A 14158-nucleotide genomic window follows, 5' to 3' on the forward strand; every position below is an offset into this window, starting at 1 on the left:
TTTGTCACAGGTGTTGGTGATCCCCGCCAACGCCGTGCAGCGCGGCAGTCAGGGCGTGTTTGTCTATGTGCTGGATGCTGACAATCGGGTGAGCATGCGCACCGTGACCCTCGGTGTCACGGCCGAGGAGCGCCTGCAGGTGCTCACGGGGCTGGAGGCCGGTGAGCGGGTGGTGACTGAAGGTGGCGACCGTTTGCGTGATGGCATGCAGGTAAAGGTGGCCGGGTCTGATAGCGACAAAGCCGCCGCCAAGCCCCCCGCCAAACCTGTAGAGACTAAAAACGCCAGCGGAGCGGGGGCATGAACCCGTCACGCCTGTTTGTGCTGCGCCCGGTTGCCACCACGCTGTTGATGATCGCCATCCTGCTGTCCGGCTTGATCGCTTATCGGGTATTGCCGGTGGCGGCCCTGCCGGAAGTCGATTACCCGACCATTCAAGTGGTCACTCTGTACCCCGGCGCCAGCCCGGAAATCATTACCTCATCGGTGACTGCACCGCTGGAAAGCCAGTTCGGCCAGATTGCTGGCCTCACCGAAATGAGTTCCAGCAGCTCTGGCGGCGCCTCGCTGTTGACCCTGCGCTTCAACCTGACCACCGATCTCGATGTGGCTGAACAGGACGTGCAGGCGGCGATCAACGTCGCCTCCAGCCTGTTGCCCAATGACTTGCCGACACCGCCGGTGTTCAGCAAGGTCAACCCCGCCGATGCACCGATCATGAGCCTGGCGATTCTCTCCGACAGCCTGCCGCTGGCGAAGATTCAGGATCTGGTCGACACGCGTATGGCACAGAAAATCTCGCAGATCTCCGGCGTCGGCCTGGTCAGCATTGGCGGCGGCCAGCGCCCGGCCGTGCGTATTCGCGCTAATCCGGTGGCCCTGGCGGCCCACAACCTGAGCCTGGAAGACCTGCGCAGCGCGGTGACGCGCAACAACATGAATGCCCCCAAGGGCAGCTTCGACGGCCCCAAGCGCGCTTCCAGCCTGGACGCCAATGACCAACTGGAAAGCCCCGAAGACTATCGCCAACTGATCATCGCCTACGTTAACGGCGCGCCGGTACGGGTGCAGGATGTCGCTAGCGTTGATAACGATGCCGAGAACGTGCGACTGGCCGCCTGGGCCAACCGCACCCCAGCGGTGATCCTCAATATCCAGCGCCAGCCGGGCGCCAACGTGCTGGCCGTGGTCGAGCGCATCAATGCCTTGCTGCCGCAGTTGCAGGAGAGCCTGCCGGGCAACCTGCAAGTGCAGGTTCTGACCGACCGCACCACCAGCATCAGCAGCGCCATTCGCGATGTGAAATTCGAGCTAATGCTGTCGATTTCCCTGGTGGTGATGGTCACCTTCCTGTTCCTGCGCAATGCCCGCGCCACCCTGATCCCCAGTCTGGCGGTGCCGTTGTCGCTGATCGGCACCTTCGGGGTGATGTACCTGGCAGGCTTCTCGATTAACAACCTGACGCTGATGGCACTGACCATCGCCACCGGCTTTGTGGTCGACGACGCCATTGTCATGCTGGAAAACATTGCCCGTTACCTGGAGGAGGGTGACTCACCACTGACCGCCGCCCTTAAAGGTTCGCGGCAGATCGGCTTTACCATCATTTCCCTGACCTTCTCGCTGATCGCCGTGCTGATTCCGCTGCTGTTTATGAGCGATGTCGCGGGGCGGCTGTTCCGCGAATTCGCCATCACCCTGGCGGTCGCCATCCTGATTTCTGCAGTGGTGTCCCTGACCCTGACGCCGATGCTCTGCGCCAAGCTGCTGCGTCATCAACCGGAAGCCGAACAGGGCCGGTTTGCCCGTCGCGCCGGGCAGTTTATCGAGGCCATGATCGCCCGCTATGCCGGTGCTCTGCAGGTGGTGTTGCGCCATCAGACCTTGACCCTGTGGGTGGCCGTGGCCACCCTGGCACTCACCGTGTTGCTGTACATGCTGATGCCCAAGGGCTTGTTCCCTGAGCAGGACACAGGGGTGATTCAGGGCATCAGCGAGGGCCCGCAGTCGATCTCCTTCGCCGCAATGGCCGAGCGCCAGCAGCAACTAGCCGACCTAGTGCTGCGCGACCCGGCGGTGGCCAGCTTGTCGTCGTTTATTGGCGTGGATGGTAGCAACCCGACGCTCAACACCGGGCGGCTGCTGATCAACCTCAAGCCCCATAAAGAACGCGATGTTTCGGCCCAGGAGGTGATCCGTCGCCTGCAGCCGCAAGTTGCCCAGTTGCCCGGCAGTCGCCTGTATTTGCAGGCCGTGCAGGACCTCAGCCTGGAAGACCGCATCACCCGCACCCAGTACCAGCTCAGCCTGCAAGACCCGGATATGGACACCTTGCGGGTCTGGGCGCCAAAACTGCTGGAGCGCCTGCAGCAGTTGCCCGAGCTTGCCGATGTGGCCAGCGACCTGCAGGATCAGGGCCTGCAAGCCTACCTGCAGATCGACCGCGACCAGGCCGCGCGCCTCGGTGTGAGCCTGGCGAGCATCGACAGCGCGCTGTACACCGCCTTCGGCCAACGGCTGATATCGACCATATTTACCCAGTCCAGCCAGTACCGGGTGGTGCTGGAAGTGGCAGCGCCGTTCCAGCTCGGCCCGCAGTCGCTGGAGCAGCTGTATGTGCCGAGCACGGACGGCAGCCAGGTGCGCCTGTCGACCTTGGCCAAGGTCGAACAACGCTCGACCCTGCTGGCGATCAACCACAGCGACCAGTTCCCGGCTGCCACCTTGTCGTTCAACCTGGCGCCGGACACCTCGTTGAGTGAGGCGGTTAGCGCTATCCGTGCGGTGCAGGATGAGCTGCAGTTGCCGCCGAGCATGCAATCGCGCTTTCGCGGCGCAGCCCTGGCCTTCGAGGCCTCGCTGAGCAACACCTTGCTGCTGATCCTGGCGGCGATCGTGACCATGTACATCGTCCTGGGCATTCTCTACGAGAGCTTTATCCACCCGATCACCATCCTTTCGACCTTGCCCTCGGCCGGGGTCGGCGCCTTGCTGGCCTTGATGCTGGCGGGGCAGGAGCTGGGCATGGTGGCGGTGATCGGCATCATCCTGCTGATCGGCATCGTCAAGAAGAACGCCATCATGATGATCGACTTCGCCCTCGACGCCGAACGGCACCAGGGGTTGAAGCCGGAGGAGGCCATCTACCAGGCGGCGCTGCTGAGATTCCGACCGATCCTCATGACCACCCTGGCGGCGCTGTTCGGCGCGGTGCCGCTGATGCTGGCCACCGGCGCCGGCGCCGAGTTGCGCCAGCCGCTGGGCCTGGTGATGGTCGGCGGCCTGCTGGTCAGCCAGGTGCTGACGCTGTTCACCACCCCGGTGATCTACCTGGCCTTCGACAGCCTGGGCGAGCGCCTGGGTCGGCGCAGGACGGCCTGAGGTGAATCTTTCGGCGCCCTTCATCGCCCGGCCGGTCGCGACCCTGCTGCTGAGTCTGGCGCTGCTGCTGCTTGGCGCCATCGCCTTCCGGCTGTTGCCAGTGGCGCCCCTGCCGCAAATGGACTTTCCCACCATCACGGTCTCGGCGACCCTGTCCGGCGCCAGTCCCCAGGTGATGGCCTCCAGCGTCGCCACGCCGCTGGAGCGTTCCCTGGGCACCATCGCCGGCATCAGCTCCATGACCAGCCGCAGCAGCCAGGGCTCGACCCAGATCATCATCCAGTTCGATCTGGACAAGGACGTCAACACCGCCGCCCGCGAGGTGCAGGCGGCCATCAACGCCTCGCGCAACCTCTTGCCCAGCGGCATGCGCCAGATGCCGCGCTATCGCAAGGTCAATCCGTCCCAGGCACCCATCATGGTGTTCTCCCTGACCTCCAAGACGCTGAGCAAGGGCGAGCTCTACGACCTGGCGTCCACGGTGCTGGCGCAGAGCCTGTCCCAGGTCAACGGCGTGGGCGAGGTGCAGATCGGTGGCAGCTCGCTGCCGGCGGTGCGCGTCGAGCTGGAACCGCGCCAGCTGGAGCACTATGGCCTGGCGCTGGACGACGTCCGCACCGCCATCAACAGCGCCAACCAGCGCCGGCCTAAGGGCGCGGTGGCCAATGACGAGCACAACTGGCAGATCCAGGCCAACGACCAGTTGTTCAAGGCGGCCGACTACGCGCCCCTGGTCATCCGCTACCAGGATGGCGCGGCCTTGCGCCTGCGCGATGTCGCCAAGGTCAGCGACGCCGTGGAAGACCGCTACAACGCCGGCTTCTACAACGACCAGAGCGCGGTGCTGCTGGTGGTCAATCGCCAGGCCAACGCCAACATCATCGAGACCATCGCCGCGCTCAAGGCGCGCCTGCCGGCGCTGGAAGCCATCGTCCCGGCCAGTGCCCGCCTGGAAGTGGCCATGGACAGATCCGGGGTGATCAAGGCGACCCTGCACGAGGCCGAGCTGACCCTGATCATCGCCGTCTTCCTGGTGATCGGCGTGGTCTGGCTGTTCCTCGGTCGGCTGCGCAGCGCGGTGATTCCGGCCCTGGCGGTACCCATCTCCCTGGTGGGGACCTTCGCGGTCATGTACATCCTGGGCTTCTCGCTCAACACCCTGTCGCTGATGGCCTTGATCCTGGCAGCGGGGCTGGTGGTGGACGATGCCATCGTGGTACTGGAAAACATCGCCCGCCACATCGACAACGGCATGGCGCCGCTCAAGGCGGCCTACCAGGGGACCCGCGAGGTCGGCTTCACCCTGCTGTCGATGAACGTCTCCCTGGTGGCGGTCTTCGTCGCCATCCTCTTCATCGGCGGTATCGTCGAGAAGCTGTTCCGCGAATTCTCCCTGACCCTGGCGGCGGCCATCCTGGTGTCGCTGGTGGTGTCCCTGACGCTGACGCCCATGCTCTGCGCACGCTGGCTCAGGCCCCATGATCCGGCCACCGAAAGCCGCCTGCAGCGCTTCAGCGAGCGCGCCCATCGTCGCCTGGTGGCGGGTTACGACCGCAGCCTCGGCTGGGCGCTGCGCCATCGACGCCTGACCCTGCTCAGTCTGTTCGCCACCATAGCGCTCAACGTGGCGCTCTATGTGGTGGTGCCCAAGACCTTCATGCCGCAGCAGGACACCGGCCAGCTGATCGGTTTCATTCGCGGCGACAATGCGCTGTCGTTCCAGGTGATGCAGCCGAAGATCGAGATCCTGCGCAAGTCGCTGCTGGCCGATCCGGCGGTGGCCAGCGCCTCCGGCTTCGTCGGCAGCTCCGGCTCCGGCAGCGGGGTGAACAACGCGGTGATGCTGATTCGCCTCAAGCCCATCGCCGAGCGCCAGCTCGATGCCCAGAAGGTCATCGAGCGCATCCGCGCCAATGCGCCCAAGGTGCCGGGCGCCCAGCTGTTCCTCATGGCCGACCAGGACCTGAGATTCGGCGGGCGCCAGCAGAGCACCTCGTCCTACGAGTACAACCTGCTGTCCGGCGACGTCGACCTGCTGGAAGCCTGGCAACCCAGGGTCCTGGCCGCCCTCAAGGCGCTGCCGGAGCTGACCGCGGTGGACGGCCGCGAAGGCAGCACCCAGCAGATCACCCTGCAGATCGACCGCGAGAAGGCTAAGCGCCTCGGCGTGGACATGGAGACCGTGGCCGCGGTACTCAACAACTCCTTCGCCCAGCGGCAGATCTCGACCATCTACGAGCCGCTCAACCAGTACAAGGTGGTGATGGAGATCAATCCGCGCTATGCCCAGGACCCGACCGTCCTCGAGCAGGTGCGGGTCATTACCGGCAGCGGCGCCCAGGTGCCGCTGTCGGCCTTCGCCTACTACACCAACAGCCTCGCCGAGGACCGCGTCACCCACGACGGCCAGTTCGCCTCGGAAAGCATCAACTTCGACCTGGCCCCTGACGTCAGCCTGGAGCAGGCGACCCGGGCGGTGCAGCGCGCCGTGGCCGCCATCGGCCTGCCCAGCGATGTCCAGGGGCGCCTGGGTGGCTCCGCCAACATCTTCGCCAGCACCGTGTCCGGGCAACCGCTGATGATCCTCGGTGCCCTGGTGCTGGTCTACATCGTGCTCGGCGTGCTCTACGAGAGCTACGTGCATCCCCTGACCATCCTCTCCACGCTGCCGTCGGCTGGGGTAGGGGCCTTGCTGGCCATCCAGCTCACCGGTGGCCAGTTCAGCCTGATCTCCATGCTCGGGCTGTTCCTGCTGATCGGGGTGGTGAAAAAGAACGCCATCATGATGGTGGACCTGGCGCTGCAGCTGGAGCGCCAGCAGGGCCTGACGCCCGAGGAAGGCATCCGCCAGGCCTGCCTGCTGCGCCTGCGGCCCATCCTCATGACCACCATGGCCGCCATCCTTGGTGCCGTACCGCTATTGATCGGCAATACCGAAGGCGCCGAGATGCGCCAGCCGCTGGGCCTGGTGATCGTCGGCGGCCTGGTACTGAGCCAGATCCTCACGCTCTACACCACCCCGGTGGTCTATCTCTATTTCGAACGCCTGCGCCGCCGCGTCAATCGCTGGCGCGGCATCCGTACCGACGCTGCCCTGGATACGCCGCTATGACCCCAACCCTGCGCCTGCCGACGCTGACCCTGGCTCTGCTGCTGGCCGGCTGTACCCTGGGCCCGGACTACCAGCGGCCGACCACCACGGTGCCGGTCGCCTATCGCCACGCCGAAGGCTGGCAGGCGGCCGCGCCCAAGGACCTGGAGATCCGCGGTGACTGGTGGCGGCGCTATGACGATCCGACCCTCGACCGCCTGATGGTCCAGCTCAACCAGCGCAACCAGAGCCTGGCCCAGGCCGAGGCCAGCTATCGGCAGTCGCTGGCCCTGGTCAGCCAGGCCCGGGCGTCGCTGTTCCCGACCCTGTCCAGCAGCCTGGGCGCCACTCGCTCCGGACGCGGGGGTGGTTCGGGCAGCAACACCGTCATCCGCAACTCCAATGGCACCAGCAGCACCTTCAGCAGCGGTGGCTCCAGCACCATCAGCAACGCCTACGACGCCAGCCTGGGGGTGAGCTGGGAGCTGGATCTCTGGGGCCGCGTGCGGCGCCAGGTGGAGGCGGATCGGGCCTCTGCCCAGGCCAGCGCCGCGGAGCTCGCGGCCACCCGCCTGAGCCTGCAGACGCAACTGGCGACCAACTACCTGCAACTGCGCGTACTGGACGCCCAGCAGCGCCTGCTCGACGCCACCGTGGCCGCCTACGAGCGATCCCTGCGCCTGACCCAGAACCAGTACCGCGCCGGCATCGTCACCCCGGCGGATGTGGCCCAGGCCACCACCCAGCTGAAGAGCACCCAGGCCGACGCCATCGACCTCAGGTATCAGCGTGCCCAGCTGGAAAACGCCATCGCGGTGCTGGTTGGCGAAGTCCCGGCCAATTTCCAGCTGGCCGCGGTCAAGACGATTCCCGAGTTGCCGCCGCTGCCGAGCGCCGTACCCTCGACGCTGCTCGAACGTCGCCCGGACATCGCCCAGGCCGAGCGCCAGGTCATGGCCGCCAATGCCGCCATCGGCGTCGCCGAAGCCGCCTATTATCCCGACCTGACCCTGAGCGCCAGCGGTGGCTACAGCGCCAGCCAGTGGGGCAACCTGATCAGCACGCCGAATCGCTTCTGGTCGATCGGGCCGTCCTTTGCCCTGTCGCTGTTCGATGGCGGCCTGAGACGCGCTCAGGTGGAGTCCGCCGAGGCCAGCTACGACGCCAGCGTCGCCGGTTATCGCCAGACCGTGCTCGCGGGCTTCCGCGAGGTGGAAGACTATCTGGTGCAGCTGCGCACCTACGGCGACGAAGCCGGCGTGCGCCAGGAGGCGCTGGATGCCGCGCGCCGCGCCCTGCAACTGGCCGAAAACCAGTACCAGGCCGGCCTGATCGGCTATCTCGACGTGGTCACCCTGCAGACCACCGCCCTGAGCAACGAACGCACCAACCTGACCCTGCTGGGTAGTCGCCTCAGCACCAGCGTCCAGCTGATCGCCGCGCTCGGCGGTGGCTGGGATGGCAATCTCACGCCGCCCGCACCGCCACGGCGGCCCTGATCCTGAGCAGGAAAAAGCCGCGCAGATTCAGGATTGTCGAGGCTGCGGGCGCGCTAGCGGTCGAGGCACGACAGTCGATCGCGGGTGTGCCGGAGCAGATGGAGTTGAACGCCTGCGCGGATAGTCCCCTATCCCCGCGGGAGAAGGCTGGGGTGAGGGGGCCTTTGCCGCGAAGTCTCCAGTGGAAAAGGCTGCGCCGTTTTCCACGCTACGATACTGGGATGGCGACGTCACACCGTTCGCGCCGCTGCGGCAGACCTGATTCCAGGCACAAAAAAGCCGGGCGATGGCCCGGCTTTTTCACGACTGGCGCTTAGTTGGGGAAGAGCTCGCCCAGCTTCATGCTCAGCATCATGTTGCCTTCGACGCGCAGCTTGCCGGACATGAAGGCCTGCATGCCGTCGGTTTCGCCGCTGACGATACCGGCCAGGGTGGCCTGGTCCATGATCAGGGTGCAATCCGGGTCGGCGGCGTCGCCCTGCTGGACGTCGCAGGTGCCGTCCTTGACGACCACGTAGTAGTTGTCACCACCCTCGACGTCGAATTGATAGGTGAGGTCCAGGCCGGCCGCGGCGGAGGGGTCGAACTTGCTCTTCAGGGTGGCGATGGCTTCGGCTGCGCTCATGGCGAGGGTCCTTGTGGTCTTTTTCGATGAGGCCCACTCCAGGCGGAGGGGCAGGGCACTCGACCGAGGGTAGGGGGCGACAGGAGGCCTGTCAACGGATATTCATACGCTTGTTTGAAAGGCGCGGGCGCATGCCCGGCCGGATCACGGCCCAAGGCCGGCCTGTGCAGAAAGACCGCCCGGGAGTCGCCGAGTTTCTATCGGTCGGGCGACTCGGTATGCTGGGCAGGGCACTGCTGCCGCCATCCTAGGAGAGTCCGTGGAGTTTCTTGCCGACTATGCCAGTTTCCTGGCCAAAACCGTCACCGTGGTGGTCGCCATCATCGCCGTGCTGCTGTTCACCGCCGCCGTTCGCGGCCGCAACCGGCGCAGCTCGGCCGGCCAGCTGCAGGTACAGAAGCTCAACGACTTCTATCGCGATCTGCGGCTGAGGTTGCAGCAGAGCGTGCTGGGCAAGGAGGCCTTCAAGGCCCTGCGCAAGCGCGAGACCAAGGCCGAAAAGACCAAGCGCAAGAGCGAGACCGGCAAGTCGCGGGTCTATGTGCTCGACTTCCATGGCGACATCAAGGCCACGGCCAACGAACACCTGCGCAACGAGATCACCGCGGTCCTGACCCTGGCGACGCCCAAGGACGAGGTGGTGGTACGGCTGGAAAGCGGCGGTGGCCTGGTGCACAGCTATGGCCTGGCCGCCTCGCAGCTGGCGCGTATCCGCCAGGCCGGGATCCCCCTGACCATCTGTGTCGACAAGGTGGCGGCCAGCGGCGGCTACATGATGGCCTGCATCGGCGATCGCATCCTCTGCGCGCCCTTCGCCATCCTCGGTTCCATTGGCGTGGTCGCCCAGTTGCCCAACGTCCATCGCCTGCTGAAGAAGCACGACGTGGACTTCGAGGTCTTCACTGCGGGCGAGTACAAGCGCACCGTCACCGTATTCGGCGAGAACGACGAGAAGGGCAAGGAGAAATTCCAGCACGACCTGGACACCACCCACGTCCTGTTCAAGAACTTCGTTGCCCACTACCGGCCGCAGCTCAACATCGACGAGGTCGCCACCGGTGAGGTCTGGCTGGGCCAGGCCGCGCTGGGCAAGCAACTGGTGGACGAACTGCGTACCAGCGACGAATACCTGGCCGAACGGGCCCAGGTGGTCGAAGTCTTTTCGCTGCGCTTCGTCGAGAAGAAATCCCTGCCCGAACGCCTGGGCATGGCGGCGAGCCTCGGTATCGATCGTCTGGTGACCACCTGGTGGGAGCGTCTGGGCGAGTCGACCCGCTGGCGCTGAGGTCCATAGGACGGGCGGCCCCATAACAAGACTCCAACGGAGGTTCTGCGATGAGCAATTTTCAGGCGCTCTGGGTAACCGAAGGGGCCCATGGTGCTTTTCGGCAAGAAGCGGTGACACGCAGCCTGGACGACCTGCCCGCGGGCGAGGTGCTGATCCGGGTGCGCTACTCCTCGCTCAACTACAAGGACGCGCTCTCGGCCATCGGCAACCGCGGCGTGACCCGGCGCTATCCCCATACCCCGGGGATCGATGCGGCGGGCGTGGTGGAGCAGTCCAGCGCGGGCGAATTCGCCGTTGGCGACGAAGTCCTCGTCACCGGCTATGACCTCGGCATGAACACCCCCGGCGGCTTCGGCCAGTACATCCGGGTGCCGGCCGCCTGGGTGATCCGGCGCCCGGACAATCTCGGCCTGCGCGAGGCCATGGTGCTGGGTACCGCGGGTCTCACCGCGGCGCTGTGCGTCGAGAAACTGGAACAGATGGGCCTGACCCCGGAGGCCGGCACCGTGCTGGTCACCGGTGCCAGCGGCGGCGTGGGCAGCCTGGCGGTCAAGCTGCTGGCGCGGCTCGGCTATCACGTGGCGGCGTCCACCGCCAAGCTGGAGCGCGCGGAGTGGCTGCATCGCCTGGGCGCCCGGCAGATCCTCGACCGTGCGACCCTGGCCGATGGCGTCGGCAAGCCGCTGCTGGATCAGCAGTGGGCCGGCGCGGTGGATACCGTCGGCGGCGATATCCTCTACAACGTCATCAAGTCGCTGGAATACGGCGGCAGCGTGGCCTGCTGCGGCATGACCGCCGGCACCAAGTTCGAAGCCGGGGTCTTTCCCTTCATCCTGCGCGGGGTGAATCTGCTGGGCGTGGATTCCGTCGAATTGCCGCTGATGGCCAAGGCCGCGCTCTGGGACAAGCTTTCCGTGCAGTGGAAGCTGGACGACCTGGACAGCCTGACCCGCGAGGTCGGCCTGGAAGAACTGCCCGATACCATCAGCCAGATCCTCGCCGGCAGGATGGTGGGCCGCGTGGTGGTCGATCTCGGTTGAGCGAAGGCCAGGCAAAAAGAAACCCGCCATGGCGGGTTTCTTTTTGCGTCGAAGCCAGCGATCAGGCCTGGCGACGGCGGAATAGCGGCTCCGGTTGGTCGACCGCGCCCTGATAGGTCACGCTGAAGTCGCGCAGACCGGCCAGGGCCGCTTCCGGATCGCGGTCGGCGCGGACCACATAGGCGTCGAAGCCGCAACGCTTGAGAAAGAACAGCTGGTCCTGCAGCACGTCGCCGATGGCGCGCAGCTCGCCGGTCCAGCCGAAGCGCTCGCGCAGCAGCCGGGCATAGGAGTAGCCGCGACCATCGACGAAGGCCGGGAAGTTGATGGCGATCAGGGCGAAGTGCTCAAGGTCGCCAGCGATGCTTTCCGGCTCTTCGTCGCTGTCCAGCCAGATGCCCAGCTTGCCGTCGCGGCAGGTGAGGGCATGGCCGTGCTCCAGCCACAGGGCGGCCGGGATAATCACGTCGTCGCTGTTGGGAACGTCTGCGAAGGCGACGTCCTTGGGCAGCAGGTGCCAGTTGTCGGTGACCAGCTGGTCGCCCTTAATGATTCTTTGCATAGACGCGCTCCTTGAAGGGGTCGATACCGATACGGCGGTAGGTGTCGATGAAGCGCTCGTCTTCGGTGCGTTGCTCGACGTAGACGTTGATCAGCTTGCCGATCACCTCGGGCATCTGGTCCTGGGCGAAGGAGGGGCCGAGGATCTTGGCCAGGGTGGCGTCACGGCCGGCGTCGCCGCCCAGGGACACCTGGTAGAACTCCTCGCCCTTCTTGTCCACGCCGAGGATGCCGATGTGGCCGACGTGGTGGTGGCCGCAGGCGTTCATGCAACCGGAGATGTTGAGGTCCAGTTCGCCGATGTCGAACAGGTAGTCCAGGTCGTCGAAGCGGCGCTGGATGGCTTCGGCGATGGGGATCGACTTGGCGTTGGCCAGGGAGCAGAAATCACCGCCCGGGCAGCAGATCATGTCGGTCAGCAGGCCGATGTTGGGGGTGGCGAAGCCGTGCTCGCGCAGTTCGTGCCAGAGCTCCAGCAACTGATCCTGGCGCACGTCGGCGAAGATGACGTTCTGCTGGTGGGAGGTGCGCAGCTCGCCGAAGCTGTAGCGATCGGCCAGGTCGGCCATGGCGTCCAGCTGGCGATCGGTGACGTCGCCGGGGGCCACGCCGGTGGGCTTGAGCGACAGGGTCACGGCGACATAGCCCGGACGCTTGTGGCGGAAGGTGTTGCGCTGGCGCCAGCGGGCGAAGCCGGGGTGCTCGGCGTCCAGGCGGGCGAGGGCCTCGTCCTGGTCCTGCAGCTCGGCATAGGCCGGATCGACGAAGAAGGCGGAGACCCGCGCGACCTCGGCGTCGGTCAGGGTGATGGGACCGTCCTTGAGGTGGGCCCATTCGGCCTCGACCTTTTCGGCGAAGGCCTCGGCGCCCAGGGCCTTGACCAGGATCTTGATGCGCGCCTTGAACTTGTTGTCGCGACGACCGTAGCGGTTGTAGACCCGCAGGGTGGCTTCCAGGTAGCTGAGCAGGTGCTGCCAGGGCAGGAATTCGCGGATGAATTCGCCGGTGTGGGGGGTACGGCCCTGGCCGCCGCCGACCAGCACGCGGAAGCCCAGCTCGCCGGCCTCGTTGCGCACCGCTTCCAGGCCGATGTCGTGCACCTCGATGGCCGCGCGATCCAGGGCGGCGCCGTTGACGGCGATCTTGAACTTGCGCGGCAGGAAGGCGAATTCGGGGTGGAAGGTCGACCACTGGCGGATGATCTCGCACCAGGGGCGCGGATCGATCAGCTCGTCATGGGCCACGCCGGCGAACTGGTCGGTGGTGGTGTTGCGGATGCAGTTGCCGCTGGTCTGGATGGCGTGCATCTGCACGGTGGCCAGCTCGGCGAGGATCTCGGGGACGTCTTCCAGCTCCGGCCAGTTGAACTGGAAGTTCTGCCGGGTACTGATGTGGGCGTAGCCCTTGTCGTAGTCACGGGCGATCTGCGCCAGCTTGCGCACCTGAGTGGTGTTCAGCAGGCCGTAGGGCACGGCCACACGCAGCATGGGTGCATAGCGCTGGATGTAGAGACCGTTCTGCAGGCGCAGCGGGCGGTATTCTTCGCCACCCAGCTCTCCGGCCAGGAAGCGGCGGGTCTGGTCGCGAAACTGGGCGACACGTTCTTCGACGATCCGCTGATCGTACCTATCGTAAACGTACATGGTCATCCTGCTGTCAGGCGGCGCGCACGGCTGCGCGTGATCGAAGTCTTGGGCACCCCGGGGGCGCTCTGGCGACTTTTCTAGGCCGTGCACGATAGCAGCAGGTCTATATGCTTAAAAGCGATGTTTCTTTATATATAAATCTATTCCGGCGATAAGCGGGAGTGGGGTGGACGGCGCCGGACACCGCCCACCGCGGGCCTCAGTTGAGGCCCAGCTTGCCGCGCAGGGTGGAGAGGTCTTCGGCCAGGGTGTTGACCGGACCGACCAGGGCCTTGCGGTCACGCTCGCTGACCTTGTCGTAGGTCTCGAAGCCGCCGTCCTTGGTCTTGTACTTGGCCAGGATCTTGTCGACCGTGGCGAAGTTCTTGTCGACCTTGGCGACAAAGGCCTGGTCCTGCTTCTCGATCTGCGGGCGGAACAGGTCGACGATCTTCTTGGCGCCATCGACGTTGGCCTGGAAGTCGTAGAGATCGGTGTGGCTGTAGCGCTCTTCCTCGCCCGACACCTTGGTCGCCGCCACTTCCTCCATCAGCGCTGCGGCGCCACCCACCACCTTTTCCGGTGGGAAGGTCAGGCCGTCGACGCGGGCCTGCAGGTCCTTGACGTCGGCCAGCAGCTTGTCTGCGAGGGGGGCCTGGCCTTCGGTGGTGTTCTGGGTGAAGAGGGCGTACTCCAGACGATGGAAGCCGGTGAAGTCCTCGGATTTCACGCCCTGTTCATGGTCGTCTTCGCGGGAGTCGATGGCGGCGTCCAGGTCGCTGAACAGCTCGGCGATGGGCTCGACCTGCTCGTAGGAGACCCGCGTCGGCGCATAGAGCGTGCGCGCGGTGGTCAGGTCGCCGCGCTTGACCGCCGCGGTGAAGGCCTGGGTCTGCTCGGTGAGCTTGGCCAGGTTGTCGGTGACGTAGATCTTGTAGTCGGAGATGGGGCCGACCAGATCCAGCGGCGAGTTGGCCGCGAAGGCCGGCGTGGCGAGGGCCAGACCGAGGGCAACGGCGAGGAACGAGCGTTTCATTCGACTTCTCCT

At 65.7% G+C, this 14158-nt stretch carries 10 protein-coding genes; 6 read left to right on the forward strand and 4 right to left on the reverse strand.

What is annotated here, in order from left to right:
* The 4 genes from CFE50_RS17300 to CFE50_RS17315 all read left to right on the forward strand — a co-directional run.
* On the forward strand, window positions 1-304 hold a 304-nt coding region (locus tag CFE50_RS17300; protein ID WP_502694712.1), incomplete at its 5' end, for an efflux RND transporter periplasmic adaptor subunit.
* Entirely contained in the window at window positions 301-3381 is a 3081-nt protein-coding gene (locus tag CFE50_RS17305) for an MdtB/MuxB family multidrug efflux RND transporter permease subunit (protein ID WP_286736304.1), read from the forward strand. The genes CFE50_RS17300 and CFE50_RS17305, both read left to right, overlap by 4 nt.
* Window position 3382: 1 nt before the next feature.
* Window positions 3383-6493: an efflux RND transporter permease subunit gene (locus CFE50_RS17310; RefSeq protein WP_286736306.1), complete on the forward strand. Its 3111-nt coding sequence runs from the start codon at window positions 3383-3385 to the stop codon at window positions 6491-6493.
* Window positions 6490-7971, forward strand: a complete 1482-nt coding sequence (locus CFE50_RS17315; protein WP_241809814.1) for an efflux transporter outer membrane subunit — start codon at window positions 6490-6492, stop codon at window positions 7969-7971. Before CFE50_RS17310 ends, CFE50_RS17315 begins: the two co-directional genes overlap by 4 nt.
* A 313-nt stretch (window positions 7972-8284) precedes the next feature.
* Here CFE50_RS17315 and CFE50_RS17320 read toward each other — a convergent pair whose 3' ends face one another.
* A complete protein-coding gene (locus CFE50_RS17320) occupies window positions 8285-8596 on the reverse strand; it encodes an SCP2 sterol-binding domain-containing protein (protein ID WP_007158414.1) in 312 nt (103 codons plus the stop codon).
* A gap of 259 nt (window positions 8597-8855) precedes the next feature.
* On the opposite strand from CFE50_RS17320, the gene sohB reads away from it, so the two are divergent.
* Both sohB and CFE50_RS17330 read left to right on the forward strand, forming a co-directional pair.
* The gene (gene sohB / locus CFE50_RS17325) at window positions 8856-9881 is read left to right on the forward strand and encodes a protease SohB (protein WP_286736310.1); all 1026 of its coding nucleotides are present in this window, start codon (window positions 8856-8858) and stop codon (window positions 9879-9881) included.
* 50 nt (window positions 9882-9931) lie between these two features.
* Window positions 9932-10924: a YhdH/YhfP family quinone oxidoreductase gene (locus CFE50_RS17330; protein WP_286736312.1), complete on the forward strand. Its 993-nt coding sequence runs from the start codon at window positions 9932-9934 to the stop codon at window positions 10922-10924.
* Between the two features lie 61 nt (window positions 10925-10985).
* On the opposite strand, the gene CFE50_RS17335 is transcribed toward CFE50_RS17330, so the two are convergent.
* From CFE50_RS17335 to efeO, 3 genes are all read right to left on the reverse strand, one after another.
* Window positions 10986-11486: a DUF934 domain-containing protein gene (locus CFE50_RS17335; protein WP_241809815.1), complete on the reverse strand. Its 501-nt coding sequence runs from the start codon at window positions 11484-11486 to the stop codon at window positions 10986-10988.
* Complete coding sequence (locus tag CFE50_RS17340; RefSeq protein ID WP_286736315.1) at window positions 11470-13128, reverse strand: nitrite/sulfite reductase; 1659 nt, start codon at window positions 13126-13128, stop codon at window positions 11470-11472. Before CFE50_RS17340 ends, CFE50_RS17335 begins: the two co-directional genes overlap by 17 nt.
* A 202-nt stretch (window positions 13129-13330) precedes the next feature.
* Window positions 13331-14146 carry an iron uptake system protein EfeO gene (gene efeO, locus CFE50_RS17345; protein WP_286736318.1) on the reverse strand — a complete coding sequence of 272 codons (816 nt, stop codon included), beginning with the start codon at window positions 14144-14146 and terminating at the stop codon, window positions 13331-13333.
* Window positions 14147-14158: the final 12 nt, after the last annotated feature.

Source organism: Pseudomonas sp. PGPPP4, assembly GCF_002256045.1.
GTDB classification, from domain to species: domain Bacteria; phylum Pseudomonadota; class Gammaproteobacteria; order Pseudomonadales; family Pseudomonadaceae; genus Chryseomonas; species Chryseomonas oryzihabitans.

What these genes read in the sequence shown, in the direction of transcription:
- CFE50_RS17305 (WP_286736304.1), top strand. Translation starts at nt 301, where the DNA reads ATGAACCCGTCACGCCTGTTTGTGCTGCGCCCGGTTGCCACCACGCTG.
- CFE50_RS17315 (WP_241809814.1), top strand. Translation starts at nt 6,490, where the DNA reads ATGACCCCAACCCTGCGCCTGCCGACGCTGACCCTGGCTCTGCTGCTG.
- CFE50_RS17320 (WP_007158414.1), bottom strand. Translation starts at nt 8,596, where the DNA reads ATGAGCGCAGCCGAAGCCATCGCCACCCTGAAGAGCAAGTTCGACCCC.
- CFE50_RS17330 (WP_286736312.1), top strand. Translation starts at nt 9,932, where the DNA reads ATGAGCAATTTTCAGGCGCTCTGGGTAACCGAAGGGGCCCATGGTGCT.
- CFE50_RS17335 (WP_241809815.1), bottom strand. Translation starts at nt 11,486, where the DNA reads ATGCAAAGAATCATTAAGGGCGACCAGCTGGTCACCGACAACTGGCAC.
- CFE50_RS17340 (WP_286736315.1), bottom strand. Translation starts at nt 13,128, where the DNA reads ATGTACGTTTACGATAGGTACGATCAGCGGATCGTCGAAGAACGTGTC.
- efeO (WP_286736318.1), bottom strand. Translation starts at nt 14,146, where the DNA reads ATGAAACGCTCGTTCCTCGCCGTTGCCCTCGGTCTGGCCCTCGCCACG.